Below are 25,853 nucleotides of genomic sequence, written 5' to 3' on the forward strand. Positions count from 1 at the left end.
TGAGATAAAACGTCTCAATAATGACCATCTAGGGAGGAATACGATGGGACTCAAGGAGAATCTGAACCACATCTCACGGCGTGACCTGTTTCGGGTCGCCGGGCGCTACGGCATGAGCTCGACACTTTTGGCGGCGGGGGGCTTTGGAGGGGCCATGAGTCTGGCCAATCTCGCGTCAGCCGCAGAAAGCACCTATGACAAGCGCTACGCCAAGCCGGCCAAGCACACGCTAAAGTTCGGCGCCTCGGGGTTTAATGCGCAGAACCTGTTGATCGAACGGGCCGGGGCACTGGAATTTGCCCGCGATCTTGAAAGCCGGACGGATGGGGAGATCCGTATTGAGTTCATCGGCAATAACCAGATTTGCGGCCAGACATCCTGCGTTGAGAAAACCCAGCAGGGCATTGTTGATATCTATGCGGCCTCGACCCAGAACTCGGCCGGGGGTGCGCCCTATCTGAACGTGCTTGATTACGCCTATATGTTCCCGGGCCGCGCCTCGCAGTATCATTTTCTCTACAGTCCCGAATCACAGCGTATCCTGCGCGAGCCGCTTGAAAAGCGTCATGGTCTGAAGTTCCTGTTCAGCCATTGCGAGCTGCGCGGCATCCAGCTGGGTCTTGGCTGGCAGGACAAGCCAACAGTGACCAAGCTTGAGCAGCTTTTTGGCACCAAAAACCGCGTAACGGGCACGCAGCTGGGCCGGATTGCCATGCAGGCGCTGAATCTGAACCCGGTGCCAGTGGCCTGGGAAGAGACATTGGATGGTCTGAAGCAGGGCCTGAATGGCGCCGAAACCTTGGCTTCGGCTGTGGCCTACGCCAATATGGCGCCGGTGGTCAGCCAGTCGGTGGATCTGAAATTCTTCTGCGGCACAGAACATACCTCGATGAGCGCCTCTGTCTTTGACGGGCTTGAGGGCTATCTGCAGGACGCGGTGATGGAGAGTTCCTATTGGGCGCAGACCCATGTGCAGGCCGCCAATGAGGCCGCACTGGTCAAGACGGTTGGTCATTCTGATCCACAGATGCCGGGGACGATCTTTGCCGAGAACAACGTGCGCAATGCTTTCCTCGCGGATGATCAGATCAAAATGGCCGAGGAAATGTGCTCGCCCGAATTCCAGCCGCAGCTGTGGGAGCAGTGGCGCGAACGCCTGAATGGCTGGGCTGGTGGCATCGACACCTATCAGGAAATCTATGACAGCGGCCGGCAAGTGCCCGCAGACATGAAGCCTGAAAATGTCGAACCCCGCCGGTGGTGGAAGTCCTAAAGTCAGACAGTGAGACCACAGGTCGGCGTGCTTTTGTGCGCCGATCAAACTTGTCCAAACGCACTGGGGCATCTCGGCGAACATCACCGGGACACCTCGGCGGACATCAGGGAGGAAGAGATGGCACTCTGGTCTGAGATCAGCGACATTATTCGTGCATTTGCGTCGCAAGACAGCTGGGAAATCCGCAACGCGCTCAAATCAAACGGGGCCTGGGTCTTTGGCACCATCGCGACCGCGCTGGGGGGGCTCATCATGCTGTGGGTTTACAAGGCGTTGCCCTGGCTTGACCGCCACCTTGAGCGCACGATCATGGTCTATAGCTACCTGGCGATTGCGCTGATTATTTTCTGGGGCGTGATTGACCGGTTTATCTTTTCCAATCAGCAGCCCTGGTCCACGACCATCCCGCCCTTGCTGTTTATGATCATGGCCTGGTTTGGTGCTGCCTTTAATGTGCGCTTGCGCACGCATCTCAGCTTTGCTGAATTTCGCACCGCGATGCCGCGCAGAGGTCAGATGGCCTGCCTGATACTGGATGCGGTGCTGTGGTTTGTCTTTGCGGTGATTGTGCTGGTGACCACCTCCCGGATGACGGCGCTGTCGGCGTCAAACTTTCAGATCGTGCTGGGCACCGACAATGTCATGCAGTGGTGGTTCCTGATCACTGCACCTTTGTCCTTTGTGCTGATGGTGGCGCGGGTTTTTGAAAACCTTTTTGAGGATTTCGACAATTGGCGCAGAGGCGCGCCGCTGATCAAACAGGCTGTGATTGGAGGAGATATCTGATGACGGATGGGTCTTGGGTCACGCTGATCTCGCTTGGGGTCACATTTTTATTCATGCTTGGAGTGCCTGTGCTGCTGGTGATTGCCTATTGGGTGATTGGCTGCTCCTTTTTGCTGGGTCTGACGCTCGACAATATGGGCGCAGAGCTGCTGAACGTCTTTAACAAGGGCTTTGCCCTGCTGGCGATGCCGCTGTTCATCCTGACGGGGGATCTGATCAACCAGTCCGGCATTGCCCGGCGATTGTCGGATTTTGCCTATGCCTGTCTCGGCTGGCTGCGCGGCGGGCTGGCCATGGCGGCGCTGGGCGCCTGTGGCCTGTTCGCAGCCATCTCTGGCTCAAACTCGGCGACCACAGCCACGATTGGCTCGATGCTGCACCCTGAAATGGTCAAAGGCGGCTACGACGAGCGCTTTTCGGCGGCCACGGCGGCGGCGGGCGGCACAGTCGGGATCATCATCCCGCCGTCGATCATCTTTATCGTCATGTCTTCTTACTGAACCTGCCGATCTCAGAGCTGTTTGTGGCCGGAATTCTGCCCGGAGCCCTGATGGTGATTGGCATGCAGCTGGCCTGCTGGATCATCTGCCGCATCAATGGCTGGGGCCATCTGATCCCTTTGCAGCTGACCCGCGTGCTGAAAACCGCCTTTGGTGCCTGGCTTGGCTTTTTTGCTATCGGTCTGGTGCTTTGGGGGATTTACACTGGTAAATTCTCACCGACCGAGGCTGCCGGTGTCACCGTTGGCTTCTGTGTGATTGCCGGGCTGGTCAGCTATCCGCTGAACCGCATTCTGGGCACAGGCCGGGACAAACCGCTGAGCGAAAAATCCTACGCCGAGATGCTGGTGGTTGAGGGCTTCACCATTCCGCAGATTCCTTCGGTGGTGATCCGATCGGCGCAGATCACCGGCATTTTGGCGCCGCTGATTGCGATTTCGGTGGTGATGCAGCAGATCCTGTCCCTGCTGGGGGCACAGCAGGCGATTGGTGATTTTGTGACCTCGATGGGCGGCTACTATGCGGTGCTCTTTACCTCGATGGTGATCGTGTTCTTCTCGGGAATGGTATTAGAGAGCCTGCCTGTCACCATCATTCTGGCACCGATTCTTGCGCCGATTGCGGCCTCCGTGGGGATTGATCCGATCCACTTTTCGGTGATTTTCCTGGTCGGGGCCTCCATCGGGTTCATCACGCCGCCTTATGGGCTTAACCTCTATGTTGCATCTGGTGTTACCGGCGTTCCCTACTTCCGTCTGCTGCGCTATACGGTGCCCTACCTTATAGCTTTGATTAGTGTCTGGATACTGGTGGCACTGGTTCCTGATCTGGCTCTGATCCTGCTGCCCAACAGATAGACCTGACGCCATGCCAACTGAGACGACCTCTTCCAAAGAGACACAAATCCCAACCAATCTGCGATTGTTGTTGATCCTGGAGGAGGTCGCCCGACGCGGCGTCGCCGTCAAACCTGCGCAACTGGTCGAGACCCTGGGCCTGCCCAAGCCAACCCTGCACAGGCTGTTGCAAACGGCTGAAGAAGAGGGCTTTTTGCAGCGTGATATTGATGGGCGCTCTTTTGGGCCGGGCCCGCGGCTGCGCGCCCTTGCGGTCAATACGATCTCATCCGAGCACCTGCGCACGGCGCGTCTTGCCATTCTAAAGGCTGTTGCCGAGGACATCGGGGAGACCTGTAACCTTGCCACGCCAGACCGCGAAGGCATGACCTATCTGGACCGGGTCGAGACCAAATGGCCGCTGCGTATTCAATTGCCGATTGGCACGCAGGTGCCGTTCCATTGCACCGCCAGCGGCAAGATGTACCTGTCAACGCTGCGCCCGGCGACTTTGAACAGTGTCCTGTCTGCCCGTGCGCTGGAGCCGCAGACAGAAAAAACCATCACCGCCCCGGATGCCCTGCGCGAAGAGCTGCAAAAGACACGAGACCGGGGCTACGCCACCGACGATGAAGAGTTCATGACGGGAATGGCTGCGATAGCGGTGCCCATCCTTGATCCGCAAAGCCGCCTTATGGCGACACTCTCGGTTCATGCTCCGGTGCAACGTCGTTCGCTGGCCCAAATCCTGGAGTTTTTGGAGCCGTTGCAGCGCGCGGCACAAAGGCTGACCGATCTGAATGAAAACCAAACGGACGGGTCCTGACAGTTTGGTCCTGACAGTTTGGTTTTGGCCAGCTGAAATCCAAGACGTCCCCGCCTGGCAGAGGCCTAGCGGTCCTGGGCCTTCTGGCGGTCCTGGGCCTTCTAGCGATCCTGGGGAGGTATATCTTTGATTCGCGCAACGTGGTTGGCAATGTCCTCAGCGGTGAACCTAGAATAGCGCCGCTTCTTTTTGGCAGGGTGATATTCCAGGCCAAGCTGCAGCTCTGGGCGAAAGGAGGTTTGGGGTCGGAATGGCCGAGGCATAAAGCCGCCACCGCATGTGGGGCAGACATTTTGCAGTCGTTTCTCGACGCAGGTCGCACAATAGGTGCACTCATACGAGCAGATCCGGGCCTCCGGTGAATTGGGCGGCAGGTCTTTATCGCAGTGCTCGCAATTGGGTCTGAGTTCCAGCATTTAGCATTCCTTTTTTGCCGTATTTTTTTAGCCACATCCGCCCAAGGACAGGGCCCAAAAACACCAAACGTCCTTCTTCAGGCTGGTGCCACTGTGGCAGAAAAATCTGACCTAAGGGTTACTTTTCCAGCGCCCTGCGCTCTGGTGGGCGCTTTGCTTGCTTTGCATCACAATCCGCGATGTAAGAATAACATAAACGGCGCTTCTCCTTTGCCAGCGACCTGCGATAAAGGCACATCAAAGGAGCCCACGATGATCGAAGCCGCGCGCGAAAATACCGATACCCCGCAGGGATTGGCTTTTGCCATTTCCGCCTATGTTCTGTGGGGGTTCCTGCCGCTCTATATGAAGCTGCTGGCGCATATTCCGGCGGCAGAGGTGGTGGCGCACCGGGTGCTCTGGTCGGTGCCGGTTGCCGGTCTTTTGCTGGTGGTGCTGGGACGCACCAGCGATCTGCGCGCCGCTCTCACCAGCCCGCGCACCCTGGTGATGGCCTGTGTCACGGCGGCGCTGATCTCGGTGAACTGGGGCATCTATGTCTGGTCCATTGCAAGCGGGCATGCACTGGACGCGGCGCTTGGCTATTACATCAATCCGCTGTTCAGCATCGCGCTGGGCGCCCTATTGCTGCGCGAGCGGCTGACACGAACGCAGCTGGCCGCCATTGTCCTGGCGGCAGCGGCGGTGGTGGTTCTGACACCCGAGGCCGGGCGGCTGCCCCGGGCCGCCGGGGGGCTGACACTCAGCTGGGGGGTTTACGCCTTTTTCAAAAAGATGCTGCCGGTAGGGCCGATTCAGGGCTTTATGCTCGAAGTCCTGATCCTGACGCCGCCCGCGCTTGGCTATCTGGCCTATATGTCGGCAACGGGTGGCACTCATTTTGCTGGCTTTGACATGTTGTTGCTGATGGGCTGCGGCCTGGTGACGGCGGTGCCGCTGATTGTCTATGCCAATGGCGCCAAACTGTTGCGGCTCTCAACCATCGGCATTTTGCAGTATATCGCCCCACGATGATCTTTCTGGTCGCCGTTTTTGCCTTTGGCGAAGAGTTCGGCCGCGCCCGCATGATTGCTTTCCCGATGATTTGGGCCGCTTTGGTGATTTATTCGATCCCCTTGATCCGTCAATTGCGCAGCCCGGCAAAACCCGCGCCCTAGGGCGGCGGTGCCTGTTCGCTCTGCGAGGCGGCGAGGTGATCAAGGATCTTCTCGCCCAGTCCCAGTGCCCAAAGCCGATAGGCCTGCGCACTGGGGTGATAGCCATCTGCCGCAGCCAGGGCAGGGTCCTGCGGCAGCTGAAACGGCATATGCGCAACAGCGGGATGCTCTGACGCCAGCGCTGCCAGCACGTTGTCCAGCCGGGCGGACTGTCGCCCCAGAACCCAGGCCAGCGGCTGTGGCAGAGCCGGAAAATGCTGCATCTGTGGCACGCCACAGGCGAGGATCAGCCTGGGCTCAAAACGGTCCAGCAAAAGCTGCATCAGCTGCGATTGTTGCCTGTAAAAGCGCGTGCGCGTGGTGCCATGGGTCACATCATTGACGCCAAGGGCCAGAATTATCACGTCAAACTGCTGTTTCGGCAGGGCCTGCAGTCGCGTGATAGTATCGCGGGTCTGGTGTCCTGTGGTGGCTTCAAGGCGCCAGTGAACCTCAAACTGCGCCGACAGCTGCGCGGCCAGCTGACCGCTCAACCCCTGGCTTTGCGCGCTCACGCCAACGCCGGCAGCAGAACTGTCTCCTGCAATCAGCACCCGCAGCTGGCGCTCCTGTTCCAGTTCGCCCTGTTGTAGTCTCTCCTGCGCCATCTGCCCCTGACGCGGACCCCTGGGTTCGGGCAGAATAAGGGCCCGCCGCCGCACAGTGATTGCCTGCAGCGCCAGCAGGGGCAGCAGCGGTAGCCGCAGGATTTGATCAAGGGCGAGCATGAGGTGGCGCCTGTCCCGTTTTTAGAGTGGCCGAGCTGTCAGCTCAGGTTAGGTCAGCCCAGCTCTGGTCAGATCATGTGAGGGCGTGGCGGAATTCCAGAAACCGCGCATCAGTCTGCACCCGGGCATTGATCGCTTCGCGCAGCGCGCCAATGGTTTTATAGGGGCGCATGACCACCTCGAAATTTTGGATAAGGCCTTCGTCATTCAGCGTCAGCAGGTCGACGCCGACCGTGTCGAGATCACCAACCTTGCACTGAAACTCCAGCGCCCAGTCCTTGCCTTCGCCCATGATGCGACGATAGCGGAATTCGGAAAAGACCTGTCCCACATGGCCCAGCACCGCAGCCACTGGCGCACGTCCGGTCCAGGTCTTCCAATAGGTGGGCGGCAGGAAGGTCACGTCTTCGGCCAGTAGCTCGGCAATGTCCGCTTCGTTTCCCTTGGCGACAACGTCCTGAATGCGACTGATGGTTGGATGCATGGTCTCTCTCCCTGGTTTGTTGTGCCAGATCCTGCGTTTCAGGGTGCCTCACGGCAAGCACGACGTCACGGGAACTTGCTCTGGGCAGGCAGGCGCAGTAGGCAGGCCCCTATGGCAGTTTCAAGCGAATATACCCCGCCGCAGGACCCGTTGAGATCCTGCATCATGACGCCCAGATTCTGGTGGCGAACAAGCCCGCCGGCCTGCTCTCTGTGCCCGGGCGTGGCGCGCATCTGGCGGATTGCCTGCTGAGCCGCGTGCAGGCGGCCTTTCCCGAAGCGCTGCTGGTGCACCGGCTGGATCGCGATACCTCGGGCATACTGATCTTTGCGGTGACGCCACATGCGCAGCGACATCTGTCAAAGCAGTTCGAACAGCGCAGTGCCAAAAAGGTCTATGTTGCGCGTCTTGAGGGGCACCTTGAGCCACGGGCCGGTGAGGTTGATCTGCCGCTGATCGTGGACTGGCCCAACCGCCCCCGGCAGATGGTGTGTCATGAGACCGGAAAGCCCTCGGTAACCGACTACCGGGTGGTGAAATACGGCGAGGGAGAAACCCGCGTGCGTCTGACCCCCAAAACCGGTCGCACCCATCAGCTGCGGGTGCATATGCAGGCTCTGGGTCATCCGATTCTTGGAGATCCGCTTTATGCCAGCGGTGCTACGCGCGAGTTTGATCGCATGATGCTGCATTCCGAAGAGCTGCGGATCAAGCATCCTGACAGTGGCGAATCAATGAAGTTCCGCGCCAAAGCGACGTTCTGACTGCCTGCGACCCTGTCTACCTGCGGGAGCATGCATCTGGGCTGAAGCTCAGTTGCGCTGAGGGCTGGCCGGTTCAGGCTGGATTCAGGGCGTGATCCGCAGCCAGTCGGCTGGCAGAATATCGGGGTTGTGCAATTTGGGATCACCAAACCAATTGGCCGGGCCTGCGACGCGTTTATGCGCATTGGTATTGAGCCAGGCGGCCCACCAGGAAAACGAGCTGTTGCCGATGATATTATGCGCGCACAGGCTCATCAGGCGCATGTCTTCAAAATCGGTGTCCGGCCCGTTGAAATCCACCACTACCTTGTTGCAGGGCAGCGGCAGGTTGGCCTTGGCCCAGTCGGGGTCATCGGAAAAAACATAGACGGTGGGCGGTCCTGTCAAAGTGTCTGACACATCCTCTAGCACACGGGCCAGAGCCGCCTCGTAATAGGCCTGATCACAGAGCACATGGGCCGACAGAGCGATATAGTCGCCGCGCCGCACATGCAGCGAGATGGCATTGCCCTCGGCAATGCGCGCGGCCATCTCGGCGTTCTGGCTGTTGCTGAACTCGGGAAAGGTGAACTCGGTGCGGATCAGCGCCTGGATTTGGTCAAAGTACTTCTCGCTTTGCCAATAGCCGTGCAGGTAGCTGTCATCGCCCCAGGTGGCAAAGTCAGGGTTGTAGCCAAGACCCCGCTCGCGGCGGAACCTGGGTGTCAGCCCCATGCTGCCCCGCAGGCCGCGCCACAGCGCATAGCGTAGCGGCGCCTGCTGTTTTAGCGGTGGCAGGGAGTTTGGCGGGCAAAGATCCAGGTCAAAAACCCGGGTCAGCACACCCTCGCCCCGCAGCTCTGCACCGCGACTGTCCAGCGCAACAGAGGTTTTTAGGCGATGCGCTAATGCGCGGGCGGCAGCATATTGAAACATCTGGTTGCCGAGGCGGCCGTGCAGGCGGGCAGTGATCATGACAGGGTCCTCAACCAGGGTCCTCAACAGAGGCGTGTCGCCCTGAATAAAGCGCTTTGACGGGTTGGACCAGTTGTGAGGCGCGCGTCTGTAGGCTTGACGGCGGGGGCGGGACTAAAGTATGCGAGGCCCAGGTTTGGGTCTCCTGCCTGCCGCAGCTCTTGTGAGAGCAATGGTGAAACCCTGATAAGATCAAACATCTATCGCTCAGTTATTTTGGCGCGCTGGATGGCAATGCGGACCCCATCATGACTTGCGTGCCATTATAGTGGGACGAACAACAGATGACTGATTTATCAAATGTGCCTTCAACGGATGCGTTGAAGCAGCAGGCAAAGCGTCTGCGACAACAGTTAAACAACAGCGGTGTTGCGGTTGGCCATTCAGCGGCTCTGGAACTGGTGGCGCAGCAATATGGCGCGCGGGACTGGAATACCCTGCAGGCGCTGGCGGGCAACAAGTTGCAGCTGCGGGTGGGCGACCATGTTCGCGGCCGCTATCTGGGGCAGGCCTTTACCGGCGAGGTGCGGGGGCTTTCCGTGCTGGGAGACGGCGAGAGCCGCCAGATCACGCTGCATTTTGACGTGCCGGTGGATGTGGTGCGTTTTGAAAGCTTTTCGTCGCTGCGGCAGCGGGTTCAGGGAGTGATCGGCTGGGACGGCTGTTCCGCGCGCAAAACCTCTGACGGGGTGCCACAGCTGATTGTTGAGGGGCTGGTGCAGACCTAACGCAGACACATCAGCCTGCAGGTACTGCCGGAGTTGCAGGTAAGGGGGGGCTCCCGCCCGTCGTTGATCTGCACAGGTGCAGCCCGGCCTCCCGTTGGGCCCAGCGCCGCGCGAAGCGCGGCGCTGGGCCCAAGTCGTCGCAAAGGCTCTGGCTTTTGGCCAGGGCATTTGCAGGGCGCGGGAGAGCTACCTTTGCGGAGATGGCAGAGCTAGGAGGCTCATAAAACGACAAAAAAGGGCCGCCGGATGGCGACCCTTTGTTTGCTCATCTCACACGAGTGTGTGGATTATTCTGCAGCCCAGCCGCCAACGGCTTTGACTTCGAGGAAATCCTCGATGCCCCAGCTGCCGCCTTCGCGGCCATTACCGGACTGTTTCATGCCGCCAAAAGGAGAGCCGGCACTGCGGGATTTGCCGTTCATTTCAACCATGCCAGAGCGCAGCACGCGTGCCATGCGGTTGGCGCGGGCGCCGTCCTGGGTCTGAACGTAGTTGGTCAGACCGTAGGGGGTGTCATTGGCGATCTCGATGGCTTCCTCTTCGGTCTCGAAGGGAATAATCGACAGCACCGGGCCAAAAATCTCTTCGCGCGCGACAACCATCTGGTTGTTCACATCGGCAAAGACAGTCGGCTTGACGTAAAACCCTTTGTTCAACCCATCGGGGCGACCGGTGCCGCCTGCAACCAGTTTGGCGCCCTCATCGATGCCTTGTTGGATCAGATCCTGGATCTTGTTCCACTGCAGCTCGTTGACCACAGGGCCAATATGACGACCCTCAGCGGATGCGGGGCCAACCGTGACCTTGCTGGCAACTTCGGCAGCGGTGGCAACGGCCTGATCGTAGATGCCTTTTTGCACCAACATACGGCTGGGAGCATTGCAGCTCTGGCCGGTGTTGTTCATCATGCTGAGCACGCCGCGGTTCACCGCTTTTTCGTCGGCATCGTCAAAGATCACGTTGGCACCTTTGCCACCCAGCTCCAAATGCACCTTCTTTAGGGTTTCAGCAGCCGATTTTGAGATCGCGATGCCGGCGCGGGTTGAGCCGGTAAAGGAGACCATATCCACATCCGGGTGCGCCGTCAGCTGCGAGCCAACGCCAGTGCCGTCGCCATTGACCAGGTTGAAGACGCCTTTGGGGAAACCGGCCTCATCCATCATTTCGGCAAAGAGCATCGCGTTCAGCGGGCTTTGTTCCGAGGGCTTCAGCACCATGGTGCAGCCAGCCACGGCAGCGGCGCCAACTTTCAGCGTCACCTGGTTCATCGGCCAGTTCCAGGGGGTGATCAGAGCCGCAACGCCGACCGCCTCATGGATGATACGGTCGTTTGGGGCATGATCGCCAAGCGGCGCGTCAAACTGATAGGCCTTGGCGGCGCGGATGAAGTTTTGCAGATGGTAGCTGCCTGCGCCAACTTGCTGGCTCCGGGCCATATCGATGGGAGCCCCCATCTCGACCGACATGGCCTGTGCCATCTCTTCGCCGCGCTTGGTGTAGATTTCCAGCAGTTTCTCAACCAGGGCAATCCGATCTTGCACCGGAGTCGCCATCCAGCCCGGCAAGGCGGCTTTGGCGGCGGCAACGGCAGCGTCTGTATCGGCCTGATCGCCCAGCGAAATGACGGCGCAGGCCTCTTCTGTCGAGGGATCAATAACCTCGAAATCATGGGCCTGCGCGGGGGCCACCCACGCGCCGTTGATGTAAAAGTCACGTTTCTCAATCATGTCCGGGTCTCCCAGTTCTGAAGGCAGGATCCGGCGCACACACCGGATGTCAGGCGACAGTCTGTCACCCCGCTTCCCGAGGGGCAAGTGATCTTGCACCATGATTTGATCAAATTATTGAGGCGCTGGCCCAGGGCAAACAGCCGGCCGCGACCTACTGTCCAATCAGGTAGCGGGATTGTCTTTTAGGCTGCCCATTCCTAAGTGGGACTGTAACGTTGCGGCATAGCAATGAGGCCCGGATTATGGGCGCGCATTTTGACAGAAAAGGAGACCGTCATGGGTTTGCGTATTAATGATGTTGTTCCAAATTTCACCGCCGAGACTGATCAGGGAGAGATCAGCTTTCACGACTGGATTGGCGACAGCTGGGCGATTTTGTTCTCCCACCCAAAAGATTTCACGCCGGTCTGCACCACCGAGTTTTCGGCCGTGGCACAGCTGAGCGACGAATGGGCCAAGCGCGGCACCAAGGTGATTGGTGTCTCCGTTGACGGTGTTGAGGACCACAAAAAGTGGAAGGGCGACATCGAGACCTATGGCAAAGCCGCTGCAGGTTTCCCGATCATCGCGGATGAAGGCCTCGCGGTCTCCAAAGCCTTTGATATGCTGCCCGCCGAGGCCTATATGCCCGATGGCCGCACCCCGGCCCACAGCGCCACCGTGCGCTCGGTCTTTATCATCGGCCCTGACAAGCAGTTGAAGCTGTCGATGACCTATCCAATGTCGGTTGGCCGTAACTTTGCCGAGATCCTGCGGGCGCTGGACGGGTTGCAAATGTCCACCAGCAATGGCGTGGCCACGCCTGCCAACTGGGTGCCGGGTGAGGATGTGATCATCCCGCCAACCGTCTCAAACGAGGACGCTAAAGCCAAGTTTGGTGAGTTTGAGACCATCTTCCCCTACCTGCGCAAAACCAAGGCGCCGTCGTAGGCCAAGGGTTCTCCCAGTATGATGCATTCAAAGGGGCCTTCTGGCCCCTTTTTTTGACTGGTCCCTGTTATGATCCGGGGGCCGGGGGGCAGGAAAAGAAGGCTTTAGGTCTTTTGGGGGCGCGACGAGATTTGCGACCGGTAGAGCGCCCGTTTGAATTCGCGCGAAATCTTGCTGCCGCTCTTGCGGTTTTGAATGGTAGAGCCGCCAAGCGCCTCTGTCTGCTCTGAGACGCCATTGGGCAGGATGGTCTGAATGCGCTGGCCGTGGATCCAGTGCATCTGCAAAAAACTATCCACGGGGCGGTCCAGGATTGCTGTCGCAGCCAGCAGCCGTGTGGCTGCTGCACGCCCGACCACCTGCGCCACGGTCTGCAGGCCGATCACCTTTGGCAAAAACAGTTTGCTGTCCCCCTGCTGGGCGATCTGCACAGCGGCGACTTCGCGGCGTTTCGTGGGCAGGCGGATAAAGCTCTCAGCATCCGCATGGCTCTCGATCAGCGCCAGTGCGTCAGCCCATAGCGAGGGGTCCAGCGCCAGATCGTCCTCGACAATCAGCGCATAGGCCCAGTCAGAGTCCACAATGCGCTGCCAGCAGCGCCTGTGCGACAAAAAACAGCCGACTTCTCCCGGTGACAGGCGAAAGGGATAGGAGGGGGCGTGCAGATCACCGGGCCGCAGAGATATGGCATTGCGGGCGACCACATCCCGGCCATTCACCGCCTCGACCACCTGGGCCTCGGGCAGGGAAAACAGCAGGTGTTCCACATTGGCGGCGCGGTTGGTGCTGCCCGGCATATGAATGATCAGCGAATGCATGCGCTCACGACTAGCCGGGAACGCGCGCTGGGGGAAGCCTGCAGTTGTCGCGTTGGCCAGATCTGCAGGGAGAGAGACGCAAAAGGCCCCGGCGCATGCGTCAGGGCCTCTCGGTAGTTTCTTGAAGACCGAATTAGTCTTCTTTTTTCTCAGGAGCCATTTCTTCGCCGGTTTCCTGATCGATCATTTTCATCGACAGACGCACCTTGCCGCGATCGTCAAAGCCCAGAAGCTTCACTTTCACTTCCTGGCCTTCCTTCAGAACATCCGAAGGGTGGTTCAGGCGGCGGTTTTCGATCTGAGACACGTGGACCAGGCCATCGCGCTTGCCAAAGAAGTTCACGAAGGCACCAAAGTCGACGATTTTCACAACTTTACCGGTGTAGACTTTGCCTTCTTCGGGCTCGGCCACGATGGAATAGATCATGTCGTAGGCTTTTTTGATCGAATCACCGTTTGGCGAGGCAATCTTGATGATGCCTTCGTCGTTGATGTCGACCTTGGCGCCGGAGACTTCGACGATCTCGCGGATGACTTTACCGCCGGACCCGATAACTTCACGGATCTTGTCGGTTGGGATCTGCATGGTCTCGATGCGCGGCGCGTGGATCGAGAAGTCAGCAGCGCCGGACAGGGCTTTGTTCATCTCACCCAGGATGTGGATACGGCCGGCTTTGGCCTGCTCCAGGGCTTTTTCCATGATCTCGGGCGTGATGCCTGCGATCTTGATGTCCATCTGCAAGGAGGTGATACCTGCTTCGGTACCGGCCACTTTAAAGTCCATGTCGCCCAGGTGATCTTCGTCACCCAGAATGTCGGACAGGATCGCATAAGAGCCGTCGTCTTCCAGGATCAGACCCATGGCAACACCGGCAACCGGTGCTTTCAGCGGAACACCCGCATCCATCATCGACAGCGAGCCACCACAAACAGAGGCCATCGAGGAGGAGCCGTTTGATTCGGTGATCTCAGACACCACGCGGATGGTGTAAGGGAAGTCGGTTGCCGCAGGCAGAACTGCCTGAAGCGCGCGCCATGCCAGCTTACCGTGACCGATTTCGCGACGGCCAGGGCCGCTCACACGACCAACTTCACCAACCGAATAGGGAGGGAAGTAGTTATAGTGCAGCAGGAAGTTGGATTTGAAGTTGCCGTGCAGCGCGTCGATGAACTGCTCGTCGTCTCCGGTGCCCAGCGTGGTCACAACCAGACCCTGCGTTTCACCGCGGGTGAACAGGGCAGAGCCGTGGGTCCGGGGCAGCAGGCCGGTTTCGGAAACAATGTCACGGATCTCATCGGTGGCACGGCCATCGATACGCTTGCCGGTTTTGACAACGTCGCCACGCAGAATGCCAGCTTCGAGCTTTTTCATCGCCGAGCCAAGGTTTACGTCGTCCAGCTGCTCTTCGCTCAGGGCTGCTTTGATGGTGTCGCGGGCGGCGGCAACAGCACTGGTGCGCTCTTGCTTGTCGCTGATCGCAAAGGCAGCGCGCATTTCGGTCTCGCCTGCGGCCTTAACAGCAGCATAGAGATCGGCATAGTCGGGCGCTTCAAAGTCGAACGGCTCTTTGGCGGCGTCTTCGGCCAGCGAGACGATCAGATCAATAACCGGCTGGAAGGCGTCGTGGGCGAATTTAACCGCACCCAGCATTTCAGCTTCCGACAGCTCATAGGCCTCGGATTCAACCATCATCACGGCGTCTTTGGTGCCGGCAACAACCAGATCAAGGCGCTGTTCAGGGTTCAGGCGCAGGTCCTGCATGTCGTCAACGGTTGGGTTCAGAACGTATTCGCCACCCTCATAGCCAACGCGGGCACAGGCGATTGGGCCCATGAACGGCGCGCCAGACAGTGTCAGCGCGGCAGAGGCGGCGATCATTGCAACCATGTCCGGGTCATTGACCAGATCGTGGCTCAGCACGGTGCACATCACCAGAACTTCGTTTTTGAAGCCAGGCACAAACAGCGGGCGGATCGGACGGTCGATCAGGCGCGCAGTCAGTGTTTCTTTTTCGGTGGGGCGCGCTTCGCGCTTGAAGAAACCGCCGGGCACTTTACCCGCGGCATAGTATTTTTCCTGGTAGTGGACGGTCAGGGGAAAGAAGTCCTGGCCAGGCTTTTGCTTGCGGGCAAAAGTCACGTTGGCCATGACAGAAGTTTCACCCAAGGTGGCGATGACCGAGCCATCAGCCTGACGGGCAACTTTGCCCGTTTCCAGTGTCAGCGTCTCTTCGCCCCACTGCATAGATTTTTTCGTAACGTTGAACATGTCAGCATCCTATATGGGAGCACTCCCAGGCGGATCCCGGGTCTCCCGTTGCATGTAGCGGCCGCATTGCCGCCGGCTTCTTCCATCTTTATTTCGCGTGTCGAAGCCAGGCACGTGTCTCAGATAGGCCGCCCATACAGGAGATTGGCCCGAAATGAAAGCAAAAGAGCCGGGTGCGGTCTCTTGTGGTTACACGCACTGGCGATATAGTGCCAACGTGAGGACGACCTCCCCTGCAGGATGCGGGCCAGCACGCGGGACGGCCCGGTTCAGGGCCAGACGCTACGGCCAGAAGTCAGAGGCAGCTCATGCGCAGCACAGCAGACCGGATCCGCCACGCGGTCAGTTTTGAACTCATCGGGCTGTTGGCCGTGACACCTCTGGGGTCCTGGGCCTTTGATCTTGAGATGCATGCAATCGGCGTGGTGGCTCTGGTGGGGGCTACGCTTGCGACCCTGTGGAACTATGTGTTCAACCTCGGCTTTGATCGCGCCATGATGCGCTGGCTGGGTCACACGCGGAAATGGCCCGTCTTGCGGATTTTGCACGCGCTGCTGTTCGAGATCGGATTGCTGGCCGTGTTGCTGCCGTTTATCGCATGGTTCCTGCAGATCGGGCTTTGGACCGCTCTGATGATGGATCTTGGCTTTGCCGGATTTTACCTCGTCTATGCCTTTGTCTACAACTGGGCCTATGACGTGATCTTCCCCATACCAGAGCAGAGCTGCGCCGACTAATGCGGTTGGCTGGCCGTGCTAAAGGTGCTGGCGATCTGCTCCAGAGCGCGCTGATCTGCCTTGTAAAACACCCAGTTCTTGATCTTTTTTGAGCTGACAAGCCCGGCCTGTTCCAGGGTCTTCATATGGCTGGTGACGGTGGGCTGGCTCAGCCCCACCTTGTCGGTGATAAAGCCGACGCAGACGCCATCTTCCACCAGGTCGCCATCGCGTTGCGGCGGGAAATGGCGCTCGGGGTCGAGCAGCCAATCCATGATCTGCACCCGATGTGGGTTGGCCAGGGCACGCAGGGCCGGCAATGTGCTGAGGAGGGGGCTTTTCATATAGGGAATTTTCTATATAGATTGTTTTCGATATGGAATCACATCTTGGAGAGACTGCCATGAATGAGATTGAGTTGCTACAGGAAGCCGATCGACGGGCGCGTGATTATGTGGCGGGCGCGGATGCGCGCGGGGTTTTCCGGCGGATGCGGAAATCACCGCCCTATCCGGTTTTGACGAGCCCCTGCCCGCGCAGGGTCATGCCGCCGCCGAGACAATCGCCCTTATGGATGATCTTGGCTCTCCTGCCACGGTGGCCTCGAATGGGCCAAACTATTTTGGCTTTGTCATTGGCGCCAGCCTGCCGGTGGCCGCCGCAGCCGAGCGTCTGGCGCTGGCCTGGGATCAATGTGCCTCGACCGAGGACGGCAGCCCAGCAGCCTATGCCCTTGAACGGCAGGCCAGCACCTGGCTGCTCGACATCCTCGATTTGCCAGGGCAGAGCGCGGTGGCCTTTGGCACCTCTGCCACCGCCTGTGGATTGAGCTGTCTGGCGGCCGCGCGGGCTGAGCTTTTGGCGCGCCAGGGCTGGGATGTGGTCAATGATGGTCTGGCCGGTGCCCCCGAGGTGCGGGTGATCGTCGCCGCCAGCACCCATGTCACGATACGCAAGGCGCTGCAGGTTCTGGGCTTTGGCTGGAACTGGGTGATCAAGGCGCCGGTGGATGACAAGGGGCGCATTCTCCTGGATGAGCTGCCCGAGATGGATGCAAATACGCTGTTGGTGCTGCAGGCGGGCGAAGTGAACACTGGTGAGTTCGACCATTTTTTTTCGATCATCCCCCGCGCCCGGGCGGCGGGCGCCTGGGTGCATGTGGATGGTGCCTTTGGTCTCTGGGCGCGGGCTGCCCCTGTGTTGCAGCACCTCACGACGGGCATTGAGGGCGCCGACAGCTGGACCACCGACGGGCATAAATGGCTCAACACGCCTTATGACGGCGCCATGGCGATCTGTCGCGACCCAGAGGCGCTGGCGCGGGTGATGAACAGTGATGCGGCCTATTCCAGTGCCTCGGCAGACGCACAAAAGAACCTGACGCTGGAGTTCTCCCGCCGGGCCCGTGGCATCCCGATCTGGGCCGCCTTGCGCAGCCTTGGCCGCGAGGGTGTCGCTGATCTGGTCACGCGTCATCATCATCAGGCACAGCGCGTGGCGGTTGAGCTGCAGGCGGCGGGGTTTGAGGTCTTGAACCGGGTGGTGCTCAATCAGGTGCTGGTACGCGGCACGGATGACGCTGCCACGCAGGCGATCCTGACCCAGGCGCAACACAGCGGCACCTCATGGTTTGGCGGCACGGTCTGGCAGGGGCGTCCGGCCTTTCGCATCAGCCTGTCGTCGTTTCGTACCGAGGACAGGCATGTGGATGAGCTGATCGCTTTGCTACGCCGGATTGGTCCCAGCGGCGAGGGCGCTTGAGGCAGGGCGCGCGTCGCAATCTGGCGCAGGCCTCAGCCGGGTGTTGAGCTTCGCGCCAGTTTTGTGCTGCGCGCCAGTTTTGCGGTCCGCGCCAGTGTCGCGGCCTCGGCACGGTCCAGGCTGGCCAGTGTCTGTTCCAGACTGTCACCTCTGGCCTTTGTTTTGCGCCAAACGGCGCGGCAGGAGGCCGGGGACCAGGGTAGTTTTGCCTCTTGCATCCAGAGGCGTAGCGCCTTTGGCAATTGGTCATATGCCGCCATAGGGTCCTGGCTGCGCTTGCGTCGCTTTAAGCCGGTCGCCCCCAGATTGCTGTGGCGTTTGAGTTGGGATCGGTTGCGTGGCATCTGTATTCATTATGTTATATCGTATCACAGCATGAGTAGCGCTACAGGGTGCAGGATGCAAGGGCCAGGAGCGGGATGAGAGCACGGGATATGGATAAGAGGAGTGGCGCAACAAAAAACGCCCGCTCAAATAGAGCGGGCGTCTCTGATCACAATGGATCGGTATTCTTAGCGACGGATGCCAAGGCGTTTGATCAGGTCCTGGTAACGGGCCACATCTTTTGACTTGGTGTAGTCCAGCAGCTTACGACGCAGAGCAACCATTTTCAAAAGACCACGACGACCGTGGTTGTCTTTTTTGTGGGTTTTGAAGTGCTCGGTCAGGGTGTTGATACGCGATGTCAGCACGGCAACCTGTACTTCGGGCGAACCGGTGTCGCCTTCTTTGGTTGCGAATTCTTTCATCAGGCGTGTTTTTTCTTCGGCAGTAATCGACATCGGGGTCTCCTTTAAAAGGTTAGAGTGATGGCACAGGCCGGGATGTCGTCCAGCGCAGGCCCATGGAGTAAGACTGGCCCGAATCTATAAAAGATGCGGTCCAGATGCGGGCGTATAGGCGGTATGGCGCGAAAAGGCAAAGGAGATCTTCGTATCTGGAAGGCTGCGGCGTTCACGGACCTGAACGGCCAAAGCGCAGGCTGTCGTAGTCACCGGGATATTGTCAGTCAGGGATTTGGCCGCCAGGATTTGGCCACTCGGATTTGATCAGTCAGATGTAGTGCTGACATTGCCCAAAAGAGCCGCAGACTGGGTATCGACAAGGGCAATGTCCGAAACGCTCAACCCTTCAGCGCCGGTGAGGCGCAGAACCTCGGCGCCATTGACCCGGATGACCTGCTGGTCCGCATCTTCTGGATCAGTTTCAACCGAGATTTCGGGCTCTGCCTCTCCGTCCGGGTTCCAGAAACCACCAGCTGGTCCTCGGCGCTGTCAAAATCCATCAGCTGAATGGCCTCGCCGCTGCCGCTCAGATCTTCGGCCCATATCTGGTCAGCCCCGTCGCCACCGGTCACGATATCGCCAGCCCCGGCCACCAGAGTGTCATCGCCCACGCCGCCATTCAGGTAGTCTGCCTCGGTGCCATCATCAGCGCCCCAGACAAGATCATCACCAGTGCCCCCAAACAGGCTGTCCTGGCCTTCGCCACCCTGCAGGCTGTCGTTACCGTCATTTCCGTGCAGCGCGTCATCTCCGGCGCCACCATCCAGGGAATCATCATCCTGACCGCCATGCGCCAGATCCGCTCCGGCGCCGCCCAAAAGGGTATCTGCGCCAAAATGGCCAAACAGCCTGTCGTCGCCCTCACCGCCATCGAGCGCATCGTCACCATATTGACCGTGCAGCAGATCGTCGCCTGTGCCGCCCGCTAAGGTGTCGTCACCATCCGCGCCATGCAGCGTGTCATCGCCCTCACCACCCTCCAGCGCGTCGTCACCGTCATAGCCGTTCATCTGGTCATCGCCGCCCAGCCCGTCGATTTGATCACCGTCCTGAGAGCCGCTGATGATATCGGCCTCCTCAGAGCCCGTCAGGTGATCTCCGGGTCAGGACCGGCTGGCCACCGACATCTGATGTGTCGGTGTCGCCAGTGCTCACCTCATCTATGCCCTGGCCGACGCCGGGGTCGATGAAGTCACAGAGGGCGAGATGCTGCTAGACGCCACTGTCCGAACCATCCTCGCCTGTCCCGTCCAGAAACTCGTCCGCAGGGATCACCGGAGTGTCTGTGTCGTCGATGGGCTGCGTGTCGTCTGCCTCATCCGCAGAGCTGTCATCACTGAAATCAAGCAGTGCAGCGCCACCAACGCCCAAGAGGCCCAAAAGACCCGCCAACCACAACATAGTATTACTCCAAAACAGACGCGGATCAGGGGGGCAGTACACGCGCTGATCCGTGGTCAGTGTGCCATATCCGCGTTAATTGTTTCCAAACAAATCGGGAACATCGACTGGCGGCAGATTGCTGGGCCAGTTCAGAGGGTTAGGCGGTGCTGCCCCTGTGGTGTGCCGTTATGCCAGCGTTAACTCCAAATATCCGGGCTCTGGCTATAGGCGATATAGAGGGGATGTTTGGGGTGGCCGTGCTTGCTGAGACCAAGGTGATGCAGCGGCTTTGCGCGGGCGCGCAGCAGGGTTTCGATTTTGCGCCCCTGGTCGCGATGCGCCCCATGGGTGCCCCAGGCGCAGATCACCATATCGGCCCAGTCCAGCCCGGCAAGAATCGCGGTGGTATTGTCCGGGCCTTCGGGATCAGAGGCGGCGCGCATCACCTTTGGGTCGGTGGCACGGATGGCAAAAATATTGGTGGCCTGAAAGCCGCCAAACCCCAGCGCGCGGGCCCGCCGCTCGCAGCGCTCGATGGTGGGGTCGTTCTGCACCTCGGTTGCCTTGGAGGGATTGAGCATCACAAACATCACGCGAGGGGAAGCAGGCTCCCAGACGCGGGTGAGGCTGTAGCGATAGGTCTCGCAGTCGGAATAGACAGCGGTGGAGGGCGCATCTCCCTTGGTGTGACTGCGGGTGATCATGCGCCTGCTCCTTGCTCTGGTTTTACTGCACAAAGACCCGGCTGGGGTGCAGCTCACCGGCCTTGTAGATGCCGACGGCAACCGCCTTGCCGTCATAAGAGGCCCAGGCCTCGTCGCCGTATTCCACCGTCGCAGCCAGCACCATGCCGGGGTTGCCATTGCGCAGACGCACAGCCCCTTCGGCGGTGCATTTCAGCTCGGGCAGGTCCGCCAGCCCCTCTTCCAGGGGGCGCAGATGGGTGTCGAGCTCTGGGGTGCGTTCCATCCGCAGGACCTCGTCCAGCGTCAACCCATCTGCGGCATCAAAGGGGCCGGACCAGATGCGGCGCAGCTCTTTGACATGGGCAAAACAGCCAAGGGCGGCGCCCAGGTCGCGGGCGATCGAGCGGGACATAGCCGCCTTTGCCGCAGGTCATCTCAAGCACCACGTGATCTGCGTCAGGACGGTCGACCAAAAGCAGCTCTTCGACCCAGAGCGGCCGGGCTGCGATCTCAAAATCCTCGTTGCCGTCGCGTGCCAGTTTATAGGCGCGCTCTCCGTCGATCTTTACGGCTGAGAACTTTGGCGGCACCTGCTGGATTTCGCCGATAAAGGGCAGCAGCGCCTCTTTGATCTCGGCATCCGAGGGGCGCAGATCGCTTTGGGCAATGACTTCACCCTCGGCATCGTCGGTATTGGTGGCCTGACCCAGCCGCACCGTAAAGGTATAGGCCTTCAGCGCGTCTGTTATGTAGGGAACCGTCTTGGTGGCCTCGCCCAGAGCAATGGCCAGCACGCCGGTCGCTTCGGGGTCGAGGGTGCCCGCGTGCCCGGCCTTTTGCGCCTCAAGCGCCCAGCGGACCTTGTTGACGACAGCGGTCGAGGTCAGCCCGGCGGGGTTATCCACCACCAGCCAGCCAGAAATATCACGCCCTTTGCGTTTGCGTCCCATGTCGTTCCCCAAATTGAAGTGAGGCGCGCGGCCTAGCCCACAGGGCCTGCCCTGTCAATTGCCAGCGGGTGACCCAGGCACGCCGCGCAGGTTCAGTCAGGGCTTGTCTGCGATCACGCCAACCACGGGGCCCATCATGAACCCGGCATCAGAGCGGTTGATCTGTGGCGCATGCAGCCGCGAGATATTGCCGTCGAAATACAGCGCATTGGGCAGTTTCAGATGATCGCGAAACAGGCTGCCAAACTGATGAAAGGTCACCGCATTGCGCGAGATGGCAAAGACCACACGTTTGCCATCGGAGGAGGTGCCGACGCCGTTGCGGATATAATACGAGGTCGAATCGGGCAAAAAGCGCGGATGCAGCGCGCCGTCGATCACCAGCATGGGCCCGGATTGGGTGGCCGAGCTGCAGCTGGTGCCGCTGTCCCGGAACGCGAGGGTTTCAAACACATCGGCGCGGCCAGCGCGCAGGCAAAAGACCCCATTGGGCAGCAGGCCAAAATTGCCCGGCCCGGCATTGGGGACCAGCCGCATCTCTTGCTTGCCATCCTCGATATACAGGCCAACAGGGGCGCGATTGGCGTGATACATGCCGGCATTGGTGGCAAAGATCAGCTCTTTGCCAGCAGCGGCGAGGGATTTTTCGATGTTCGAGAAGTGGCCAAAGATCTGGTCTTTGTCATCGCGCAAAAACAGCTGCAACTGCTCCTGTGCGGCGTCGACTTCGCAGAGTGTGTAGCGACTGCCCTCATAGGCAATATCGCTGCACTCCACCGCCCCAACCGCTGGTGCCGCCCAAAGGGCGCCCAGCAGGATCAGGGCCTTACGGATCAATCCTCGAGATCGCGGCGCACCGCGTCCTGTTCCAGCATTTTGCGGGTGGCATCCATCTGGTCATAGGTCAGATCCAGTTGGAAGCGCAGATCAGGCGTGTATTTCATTCCCAGCTTCTTGCCCGCAAGGGTGCGCAGCTCCCACTTGTTGCGGGCCAGCAGTTTCAGCAGGTCCTCCTTTCCTTTGCCGCCCAGCGGCAGCACAAAGGCGGTTGCAATACGCAGATCGGGCGTAACCCGGACTTCGCCGACGGTGATCGACATACGGTTCAGCTCAGGGTCGTGCAGCTCGCCGCGCGACAGCACTTCGGACAGGGTCCGGCGGATCAGCTCGCCGACGCGCAGCTGCCGTTGGGAGGGGGCGCGCCCCTCTGGAGATTTGTTCTTTGCCATATCTTCGATCTATGCCGAAACCAGCCCTTTGCCAAGCCATCGCCAAGCGGGTAGGAGGAAACCAGCAGAGATTTTGTCGATCCTTTCATTTAACGACTCATGCAAAGACGGGGACCACAGCAATGACCGAGACACCGGGTATCGTGATTACAGGCGCATCAGGCCGTATGGGGCAGATGCTGATCAAGACGGTTCTGGACAGCGATAAGGCGCGGCTTGTTGGAGCGGTGGAGCGCGCGGGGCATGCCTGGGTCGGCCCGGATCTGGGGCGCGGCAGGGGCGGCAGTGATATCGGCGTTGTGGTTACCGATGACCCGCTTGAGGCCTTTGCAAAGGCGCAGGCCGTGATTGATTTCACCTCGCCCGAGGCGACGCTGGCGTTTTCCAAACTGGCGGCGCAGGCCCGTGCGGTGCATGTGATTGGCACCACTGGCATGTCAGAGGCGCAGATCGCCCAGCTGGAGCCCGCCGCGCGCCACGCGGTGATCGTGCGGGCCGGCAATATGAGCCTCGGCGTCAATCTGCTGGTGCAGCTGACCAAAAAGGTCGCCGCCGCGCTGGATGATGATTTTGACATCGAAGTGATCGAGGCGCATCACCATCACAAGGTGGACGCGCCCTCGGGCACCGCCCTGATGCTGGGCGAAGCCGCCGCACAGGGGCGTGGAGTGGTGCTGTCAGAGGTTTCTGATTCGGGTCGCGATGGCATCACGGGTGCGCGCAGGCGCGGCGATATCGGCTTTAGCGCCCTCCGGGGCGGCGGTATTGTGGGTGAGCATGACGTGCTGTTTGCCGCCGCCGGTGAGCGCATCGTGCTGCGCCATATGGCCACCGACCGCGCCATTTTTTCCCGTGGTGCGCTCAAGGCTGCGCTGTGGGGACAGGACAAGGCGCCGGGTGAATATGACATGCTGGATGTGCTTGGCCTGTAATCTGCCGCAAAGCTGCGCGGCTACAGGTCAGGCGTCTCGCGAAACCCTTCGAAGCCTTGAGTGGTTTCCACCACCGAGGCCTCATAGTGGGCAATCAGCGGCATGACCTGTGGCTCAACCTCTTTGGTCCAGACGGGCCCGTCATAAAGCGCGTCTTTGAGTGTCTCGCGCTGGCCGGGATGCAGCGTATAGCGGCGGATTTCCAGAATCACGTTTTGGCCCTCCTCCTGGTCCTCTTGGCAAAGGCGCTGCTATTTGCTGTCTTACCGGCAATCGGTTTGGCTATAGCGCAAAAGGGCGTTTGCCGTATCGCGGGCCTTGTCTTCTGATTCGACTACAAATTGGACCTGTGCGGGGAACTCCAGGCCACCAAGCACCAGCATTTCGCGCGCTGCTGTCTTCCCATTGTAGACCAGATTGAAGGCATAGCCGGCAATTGTTGTGTCGGCTTCAACCGCATCTACAAAGTCAAAAAGGGCAGGCGCATCCGCATGAGGCTGAATTTCTGCCGGGGGCTGCCCCGGTTCTGTGTCCGGGATTAGAGCCCTGATTTGAAAGGTGAGTTTCCCATTTGGCTGCTCCAGAATCCTGCGCAGATTGGCCTTTGACACGGAACCTTCCTGCTCCTGTGGCAGAGGGCTGTTCTGTGTGACTGTACCGTCATTTCCGTACATGGTCAGGGTATGCCCCTGTCGGTTTTGCAGGCTGGGTGGGACTTTGGACAACAGGTTCTGTGCCGTTGACAGCAGCTGATCAGAAACCGGTTTTGGTATCAAAGTCAGGACCATTCGACCGTCGTTGATCGGCCGTATGTTGACAGTCTGCTGACTGAAATCGAAAAGATCCGCAACCAGGCGGGATCTGCGCAGGCTTTTCCCGTCAGGCTGAGCCTGCGTGATGGAGATATCCAACCGGCAGGAGTCCAGTTGAATGTTCAACTCGGCGCCTTCTGCGGCCCATTGGGCATCCTGCAGGGCCTCCAGCGCCAATTCCTGCGGGCTTTTGGAGTTGAGCAGAAAGTAAACTGCGGCAGCTGCAAAAAGAACGCAGACCACACCAATAATATTGCCAGTTTTCAAAACAGATTTCCTGAAAATGAAAGAATTGATTGAATGTTCCTGCTGCCCAAAGCGGTATGGCGCTCCGAGGTGTTCAGGTGCGCTCCGGGGCGCTCAGAGCGATCAGAAATCGATGGCGATGCCCTTTTTCTCCCAGTCGCCATAGCGGGCCGGGTCCAATCCGTCACGGCCGCCCAGCTCGACCGGGGGTTTTGCCTTGGCGTCGGCCTCTTTGCGGCGCTCGGCGGCCTCGGCCAGGGCGCGCTGGGCGGCTGGTGGCAGATCTACTGGCGGCAGATCGGCTGGCTGCAGATCTACTGGCGCAGCCGGGATGCCTGCAGAGGCGTCTTTTGGGTTCTGGGTCTCGTCGCTCATCGCGGGTTCCTTTATGCTGCGGCCATGATATACGCCCCTCCTTGGTGGGGACAAGCCACCCCAGGCCACCCCAGGCCACCCCAGGTGCCTTTGGTCTTGACCAACAGGGCGCGCGTCATGCGAAGGAGAGCAGCAATGTCCGATGGAACTCAGGCCCGCCGTACGGTGATCTACCTGTTGGATCAGGTTCTCGGTGAAGAGCGGCTTTTGGCGGAATGCTATGCGACAGGCATACTTGAGCGGCTGGCGCCGGAAGATCGCGCCCGCACCCAGCGCCTGACGCTGCAGACCCTGCGCAGCCTTGAGCGTGCCGATCGCGTGCTGCAAAAGCATCTGAAGAAATCAACGCCGCTCACGGTGCACAATGCGCTGCGTCTGGGCACAGTAGAGCTGGGCAATGGGGCCGCCGCACATGGTGTGGTCAACGATATGGTCGCGATTATCTCCAAACACCGCCATCACGGCAAACTCAAAGGTCTGGTCAACGCGGTGCTGCGCAAGGTGGCGGATCAGGGCCCTGCGGAGTGGGCTAAACTGCGGGTGCCACGGCTGCCAAAATGGCTGCGCAACCCACTGGCGCAGGCCTGGGGCAATGAAGCCATGCTGGCCATAGAGGCGGCGCATTATGCTGGTGCCGCTCTGGACATCACTGGCAAGCCCGGCGCCGATCTGACGCCTTTGGGTGGCACTGTCCTTGCGACAGGATCGCGGCGGCTGGCTGAGGCGGGGCAGGGTTT

Annotated in this window: 27 protein-coding genes and 4 pseudogenes; 12 read left to right on the forward strand and 19 right to left on the reverse strand. The window is 59.8% G+C overall.

Translation table 11 applies throughout. The features are described from left to right. Nucleotides 1–43 precede the first annotated feature (43 nt). The 4 genes and pseudogenes from dctP (at nucleotide 44) to B4968_RS00795 (ending at nucleotide 4,224) form a co-directional block, all read left to right on the forward strand. The gene (dctP, locus tag B4968_RS00780; RefSeq protein WP_083095813.1) at nucleotides 44–1,273 is read left to right on the forward strand and encodes a TRAP transporter substrate-binding protein DctP; all 1,230 of its coding nucleotides are present in this window, start codon (nucleotides 44–46) and stop codon (nucleotides 1,271–1,273) included. A 120-nt stretch (nucleotides 1,274–1,393) separates the two neighbouring features. Beyond that, entirely contained in the window at nucleotides 1,394–2,062 is a 669-nt protein-coding gene (locus B4968_RS00785; protein WP_083095859.1) for a TRAP transporter small permease, read from the forward strand. Next, nucleotides 2,062–3,419, forward strand: a pseudogene (locus B4968_RS00790) (TRAP transporter large permease). Before B4968_RS00785 ends, B4968_RS00790 begins: the two are co-directional and overlap by 1 nt. A 10-nt stretch (nucleotides 3,420–3,429) precedes the next feature. Continuing rightward, complete coding sequence (locus B4968_RS00795; RefSeq protein WP_083095814.1) at nucleotides 3,430–4,224, forward strand: IclR family transcriptional regulator; 795 nt, start codon at nucleotides 3,430–3,432, stop codon at nucleotides 4,222–4,224. 101 nt (nucleotides 4,225–4,325) lie between these two features. Here B4968_RS00795 and B4968_RS00800 read toward each other — a convergent pair whose 3' ends face one another. Continuing rightward, complete coding sequence (locus B4968_RS00800) at nucleotides 4,326–4,640, reverse strand: DUF1272 domain-containing protein (RefSeq protein ID WP_083095816.1); 315 nt, start codon at nucleotides 4,638–4,640, stop codon at nucleotides 4,326–4,328. A gap of 252 nt (nucleotides 4,641–4,892) precedes the next feature. On the opposite strand from B4968_RS00800, the pseudogene rarD reads away from it, so the two are divergent. After that, a pseudogene (gene rarD / locus B4968_RS00805) lies at nucleotides 4,893–5,797 on the forward strand (EamA family transporter RarD). On the opposite strand, the gene B4968_RS00810 reads toward rarD, so the two are convergent. Further along, nucleotides 5,794–6,564 (reverse strand): SGNH/GDSL hydrolase family protein, encoded by a 771-nt coding sequence (locus tag B4968_RS00810; RefSeq protein ID WP_083095817.1) that lies wholly within the window; start codon nucleotides 6,562–6,564, stop codon nucleotides 5,794–5,796. The pseudogene rarD and the gene B4968_RS00810 overlap by 4 nt on opposite strands. Nucleotides 6,565–6,637: 73 nt before the next feature. Beyond that, complete coding sequence (locus tag B4968_RS00815; protein ID WP_083095819.1) at nucleotides 6,638–7,048, reverse strand: nuclear transport factor 2 family protein; 411 nt, start codon at nucleotides 7,046–7,048, stop codon at nucleotides 6,638–6,640. A 111-nt stretch (nucleotides 7,049–7,159) separates the two neighbouring features. On the opposite strand from B4968_RS00815, the pseudogene B4968_RS00820 reads away from it, so the two are divergent. Beyond that, a pseudogene (locus B4968_RS00820) lies at nucleotides 7,160–7,812 on the forward strand (RluA family pseudouridine synthase). An 84-nt stretch (nucleotides 7,813–7,896) separates the two neighbouring features. Here the strand turns inward: B4968_RS00820 and B4968_RS00825 are convergent. After that, nucleotides 7,897–8,766 carry an alpha-1,2-fucosyltransferase gene (locus B4968_RS00825; protein WP_083095820.1) on the reverse strand — a complete coding sequence of 290 codons (870 nt, stop codon included), beginning with the start codon at nucleotides 8,764–8,766 and terminating at the stop codon, nucleotides 7,897–7,899. 284 nt (nucleotides 8,767–9,050) lie between these two features. Between B4968_RS00825 and B4968_RS00830 the strand changes: the two genes are divergently transcribed. Next, entirely contained in the window at nucleotides 9,051–9,494 is a 444-nt protein-coding gene (locus B4968_RS00830) for a glyoxalase superfamily protein (RefSeq protein ID WP_083095822.1), read from the forward strand. Nucleotides 9,495–9,781: 287 nt separating this feature from the next. On the opposite strand, the gene B4968_RS00835 is transcribed toward B4968_RS00830, so the two are convergent. Then, on the reverse strand, nucleotides 9,782–11,221 hold the full coding sequence (locus B4968_RS00835; RefSeq protein ID WP_083095861.1) for an aldehyde dehydrogenase family protein: 1,440 nt from the start codon (nucleotides 11,219–11,221) through the stop codon (nucleotides 9,782–9,784). Nucleotides 11,222–11,500: 279 nt separating this feature from the next. Here B4968_RS00835 and B4968_RS00840 point away from each other — a divergent pair, with 279 nt between their 5' ends. Further along, a complete protein-coding gene (locus B4968_RS00840) occupies nucleotides 11,501–12,154 on the forward strand; it encodes a peroxiredoxin (RefSeq protein ID WP_083095823.1) in 654 nt (217 codons plus the stop codon). Nucleotides 12,155–12,258: 104 nt separating this feature from the next. Here B4968_RS00840 and B4968_RS00845 read toward each other — a convergent pair whose 3' ends face one another. Next, nucleotides 12,259–12,972 carry a glycosyltransferase family 25 protein gene (locus B4968_RS00845; protein WP_083095824.1) on the reverse strand — a complete coding sequence of 238 codons (714 nt, stop codon included), beginning with the start codon at nucleotides 12,970–12,972 and terminating at the stop codon, nucleotides 12,259–12,261. A gap of 133 nt (nucleotides 12,973–13,105) precedes the next feature. Beyond that, complete coding sequence (pnp, locus tag B4968_RS00850; RefSeq protein WP_083095826.1) at nucleotides 13,106–15,241, reverse strand: polyribonucleotide nucleotidyltransferase; 2,136 nt, start codon at nucleotides 15,239–15,241, stop codon at nucleotides 13,106–13,108. Between the two features lie 308 nt (nucleotides 15,242–15,549). Here pnp and B4968_RS00855 point away from each other — a divergent pair, with 308 nt between their 5' ends. Then, complete coding sequence (locus B4968_RS00855) at nucleotides 15,550–15,978, forward strand: PACE efflux transporter (protein WP_083095827.1); 429 nt, start codon at nucleotides 15,550–15,552, stop codon at nucleotides 15,976–15,978. On the opposite strand, the gene B4968_RS00860 is transcribed toward B4968_RS00855, so the two are convergent. Beyond that, nucleotides 15,975–16,301: an ArsR/SmtB family transcription factor gene (locus tag B4968_RS00860; RefSeq protein ID WP_083095829.1), complete on the reverse strand. Its 327-nt coding sequence runs from the start codon at nucleotides 16,299–16,301 to the stop codon at nucleotides 15,975–15,977. The genes B4968_RS00855 and B4968_RS00860 overlap by 4 nt on opposite strands. Nucleotides 16,302–16,527: 226 nt before the next feature. Here B4968_RS00860 and B4968_RS00865 point away from each other — a divergent pair, with 226 nt between their 5' ends. Further along, on the forward strand, nucleotides 16,528–17,718 hold the full coding sequence (locus tag B4968_RS00865; protein ID WP_241525482.1) for a pyridoxal phosphate-dependent decarboxylase family protein: 1,191 nt from the start codon (nucleotides 16,528–16,530) through the stop codon (nucleotides 17,716–17,718). Between the two features lie 32 nt (nucleotides 17,719–17,750). Here B4968_RS00865 and B4968_RS00870 read toward each other — a convergent pair whose 3' ends face one another. From B4968_RS00870 to rbfA, 8 genes and pseudogenes are all read right to left on the reverse strand, one after another. Then, nucleotides 17,751–18,062 (reverse strand): DUF6525 family protein, encoded by a 312-nt coding sequence (locus tag B4968_RS00870; protein WP_083095830.1) that lies wholly within the window; start codon nucleotides 18,060–18,062, stop codon nucleotides 17,751–17,753. A gap of 168 nt (nucleotides 18,063–18,230) precedes the next feature. Next, entirely contained in the window at nucleotides 18,231–18,500 is a 270-nt protein-coding gene (gene rpsO, locus B4968_RS00875; RefSeq protein WP_083095832.1) for a 30S ribosomal protein S15, read from the reverse strand. A 341-nt stretch (nucleotides 18,501–18,841) separates the two neighbouring features. Continuing rightward, complete coding sequence (locus B4968_RS00880) at nucleotides 18,842–19,513, reverse strand: calcium-binding protein (RefSeq protein ID WP_241525483.1); 672 nt, start codon at nucleotides 19,511–19,513, stop codon at nucleotides 18,842–18,844. A 202-nt stretch (nucleotides 19,514–19,715) separates the two neighbouring features. Continuing rightward, entirely contained in the window at nucleotides 19,716–19,904 is a 189-nt protein-coding gene (locus B4968_RS00885) for a hypothetical protein (protein ID WP_083095834.1), read from the reverse strand. Between the two features lie 179 nt (nucleotides 19,905–20,083). Further along, nucleotides 20,084–20,590 (reverse strand): DUF1643 domain-containing protein, encoded by a 507-nt coding sequence (locus tag B4968_RS00890; RefSeq protein ID WP_083095835.1) that lies wholly within the window; start codon nucleotides 20,588–20,590, stop codon nucleotides 20,084–20,086. Between the two features lie 22 nt (nucleotides 20,591–20,612). Beyond that, nucleotides 20,613–21,522: pseudogene (gene truB, locus B4968_RS00895) on the reverse strand (tRNA pseudouridine(55) synthase TruB). Nucleotides 21,523–21,618: 96 nt separating this feature from the next. Next, on the reverse strand, nucleotides 21,619–22,359 hold the full coding sequence (locus B4968_RS00900) for a phosphodiester glycosidase family protein (protein ID WP_173907520.1): 741 nt from the start codon (nucleotides 22,357–22,359) through the stop codon (nucleotides 21,619–21,621). Continuing rightward, complete coding sequence (rbfA, locus tag B4968_RS00905; protein WP_083095837.1) at nucleotides 22,356–22,751, reverse strand: 30S ribosome-binding factor RbfA; 396 nt, start codon at nucleotides 22,749–22,751, stop codon at nucleotides 22,356–22,358. Before rbfA ends, B4968_RS00900 begins: the two co-directional genes overlap by 4 nt. Nucleotides 22,752–22,873: 122 nt before the next feature. On the opposite strand from rbfA, the gene dapB reads away from it, so the two are divergent. Then, nucleotides 22,874–23,683 carry a 4-hydroxy-tetrahydrodipicolinate reductase gene (gene dapB, locus B4968_RS00910; protein ID WP_083095838.1) on the forward strand — a complete coding sequence of 270 codons (810 nt, stop codon included), beginning with the start codon at nucleotides 22,874–22,876 and terminating at the stop codon, nucleotides 23,681–23,683. Between the two features lie 20 nt (nucleotides 23,684–23,703). Here the strand turns inward: dapB and B4968_RS00915 are convergent, their stop codons facing one another. From B4968_RS00915 to B4968_RS00925, 3 genes are all read right to left on the reverse strand, one after another. Next, complete coding sequence (locus B4968_RS00915) at nucleotides 23,704–23,895, reverse strand: hypothetical protein (RefSeq protein ID WP_083095840.1); 192 nt, start codon at nucleotides 23,893–23,895, stop codon at nucleotides 23,704–23,706. A 51-nt stretch (nucleotides 23,896–23,946) separates the two neighbouring features. Continuing rightward, a complete protein-coding gene (locus B4968_RS00920) occupies nucleotides 23,947–24,762 on the reverse strand; it encodes a hypothetical protein (protein ID WP_083095841.1) in 816 nt (271 codons plus the stop codon). Between the two features lie 102 nt (nucleotides 24,763–24,864). Next, entirely contained in the window at nucleotides 24,865–25,053 is a 189-nt protein-coding gene (locus B4968_RS00925) for a DUF1674 domain-containing protein (RefSeq protein WP_420916439.1), read from the reverse strand. A 198-nt stretch (nucleotides 25,054–25,251) separates the two neighbouring features. Here B4968_RS00925 and B4968_RS00930 point away from each other — a divergent pair. Continuing rightward, nucleotides 25,252–25,853, forward strand: a 602-nt coding sequence (locus tag B4968_RS00930; protein WP_277620899.1) for a transcription antitermination factor NusB, incomplete at its 3' end; no start/stop codon positions are given.

Origin of the sequence: Pseudophaeobacter leonis (assembly GCF_002087335.1) — a bacterium.
Classification (GTDB): domain Bacteria; phylum Pseudomonadota; class Alphaproteobacteria; order Rhodobacterales; family Rhodobacteraceae; genus Pseudophaeobacter; species Pseudophaeobacter leonis.

Excerpts from the sequence above, each read along its gene's own strand:
- B4968_RS00810 (WP_083095817.1), bottom strand. The coding sequence starts at position 6,564 with ATGCTCGCCCTTGATCAAATCCTGCGGCTACCGCTGCTGCCCCTGCTG.
- B4968_RS00815 (WP_083095819.1), bottom strand. The coding sequence starts at position 7,048 with ATGCATCCAACCATCAGTCGCATTCAGGACGTTGTCGCCAAGGGAAAC.
- B4968_RS00845 (WP_083095824.1), bottom strand. The coding sequence starts at position 12,972 with ATGCATTCGCTGATCATTCATATGCCGGGCAGCACCAACCGCGCCGCC.
- B4968_RS00890 (WP_083095835.1), bottom strand. The coding sequence starts at position 20,590 with ATGATCACCCGCAGTCACACCAAGGGAGATGCGCCCTCCACCGCTGTC.
- B4968_RS00860 (WP_083095829.1), bottom strand. The coding sequence starts at position 16,301 with ATGAAAAGCCCCCTCCTCAGCACATTGCCGGCCCTGCGTGCCCTGGCC.
- dapB (WP_083095838.1), top strand. The coding sequence starts at position 22,874 with ATGACCGAGACACCGGGTATCGTGATTACAGGCGCATCAGGCCGTATG.
- dctP (WP_083095813.1), top strand. The coding sequence starts at position 44 with ATGGGACTCAAGGAGAATCTGAACCACATCTCACGGCGTGACCTGTTT.
- B4968_RS00835 (WP_083095861.1), bottom strand. The coding sequence starts at position 11,221 with ATGATTGAGAAACGTGACTTTTACATCAACGGCGCGTGGGTGGCCCCC.
- B4968_RS00800 (WP_083095816.1), bottom strand. The coding sequence starts at position 4,640 with ATGCTGGAACTCAGACCCAATTGCGAGCACTGCGATAAAGACCTGCCG.
- pnp (WP_083095826.1), bottom strand. The coding sequence starts at position 15,241 with ATGTTCAACGTTACGAAAAAATCTATGCAGTGGGGCGAAGAGACGCTG.
- rpsO (WP_083095832.1), bottom strand. The coding sequence starts at position 18,500 with ATGTCGATTACTGCCGAAGAAAAAACACGCCTGATGAAAGAATTCGCA.
- B4968_RS00830 (WP_083095822.1), top strand. The coding sequence starts at position 9,051 with ATGACTGATTTATCAAATGTGCCTTCAACGGATGCGTTGAAGCAGCAG.
- B4968_RS00870 (WP_083095830.1), bottom strand. The coding sequence starts at position 18,062 with ATGCCACGCAACCGATCCCAACTCAAACGCCACAGCAATCTGGGGGCG.
- B4968_RS00855 (WP_083095827.1), top strand. The coding sequence starts at position 15,550 with ATGCGCAGCACAGCAGACCGGATCCGCCACGCGGTCAGTTTTGAACTC.
- B4968_RS00880 (WP_241525483.1), bottom strand. The coding sequence starts at position 19,513 with ATGAACGGCTATGACGGTGACGACGCGCTGGAGGGTGGTGAGGGCGAT.
- B4968_RS00865 (WP_241525482.1), top strand. The coding sequence starts at position 16,528 with ATGGATGATCTTGGCTCTCCTGCCACGGTGGCCTCGAATGGGCCAAAC.
- B4968_RS00795 (WP_083095814.1), top strand. The coding sequence starts at position 3,430 with ATGCCAACTGAGACGACCTCTTCCAAAGAGACACAAATCCCAACCAAT.
- B4968_RS00825 (WP_083095820.1), bottom strand. The coding sequence starts at position 8,766 with ATGATCACTGCCCGCCTGCACGGCCGCCTCGGCAACCAGATGTTTCAA.
- B4968_RS00840 (WP_083095823.1), top strand. The coding sequence starts at position 11,501 with ATGGGTTTGCGTATTAATGATGTTGTTCCAAATTTCACCGCCGAGACT.
- B4968_RS00885 (WP_083095834.1), bottom strand. The coding sequence starts at position 19,904 with ATGTTGTGGTTGGCGGGTCTTTTGGGCCTCTTGGGCGTTGGTGGCGCT.
- rbfA (WP_083095837.1), bottom strand. The coding sequence starts at position 22,751 with ATGGCAAAGAACAAATCTCCAGAGGGGCGCGCCCCCTCCCAACGGCAG.
- B4968_RS00785 (WP_083095859.1), top strand. The coding sequence starts at position 1,394 with ATGGCACTCTGGTCTGAGATCAGCGACATTATTCGTGCATTTGCGTCG.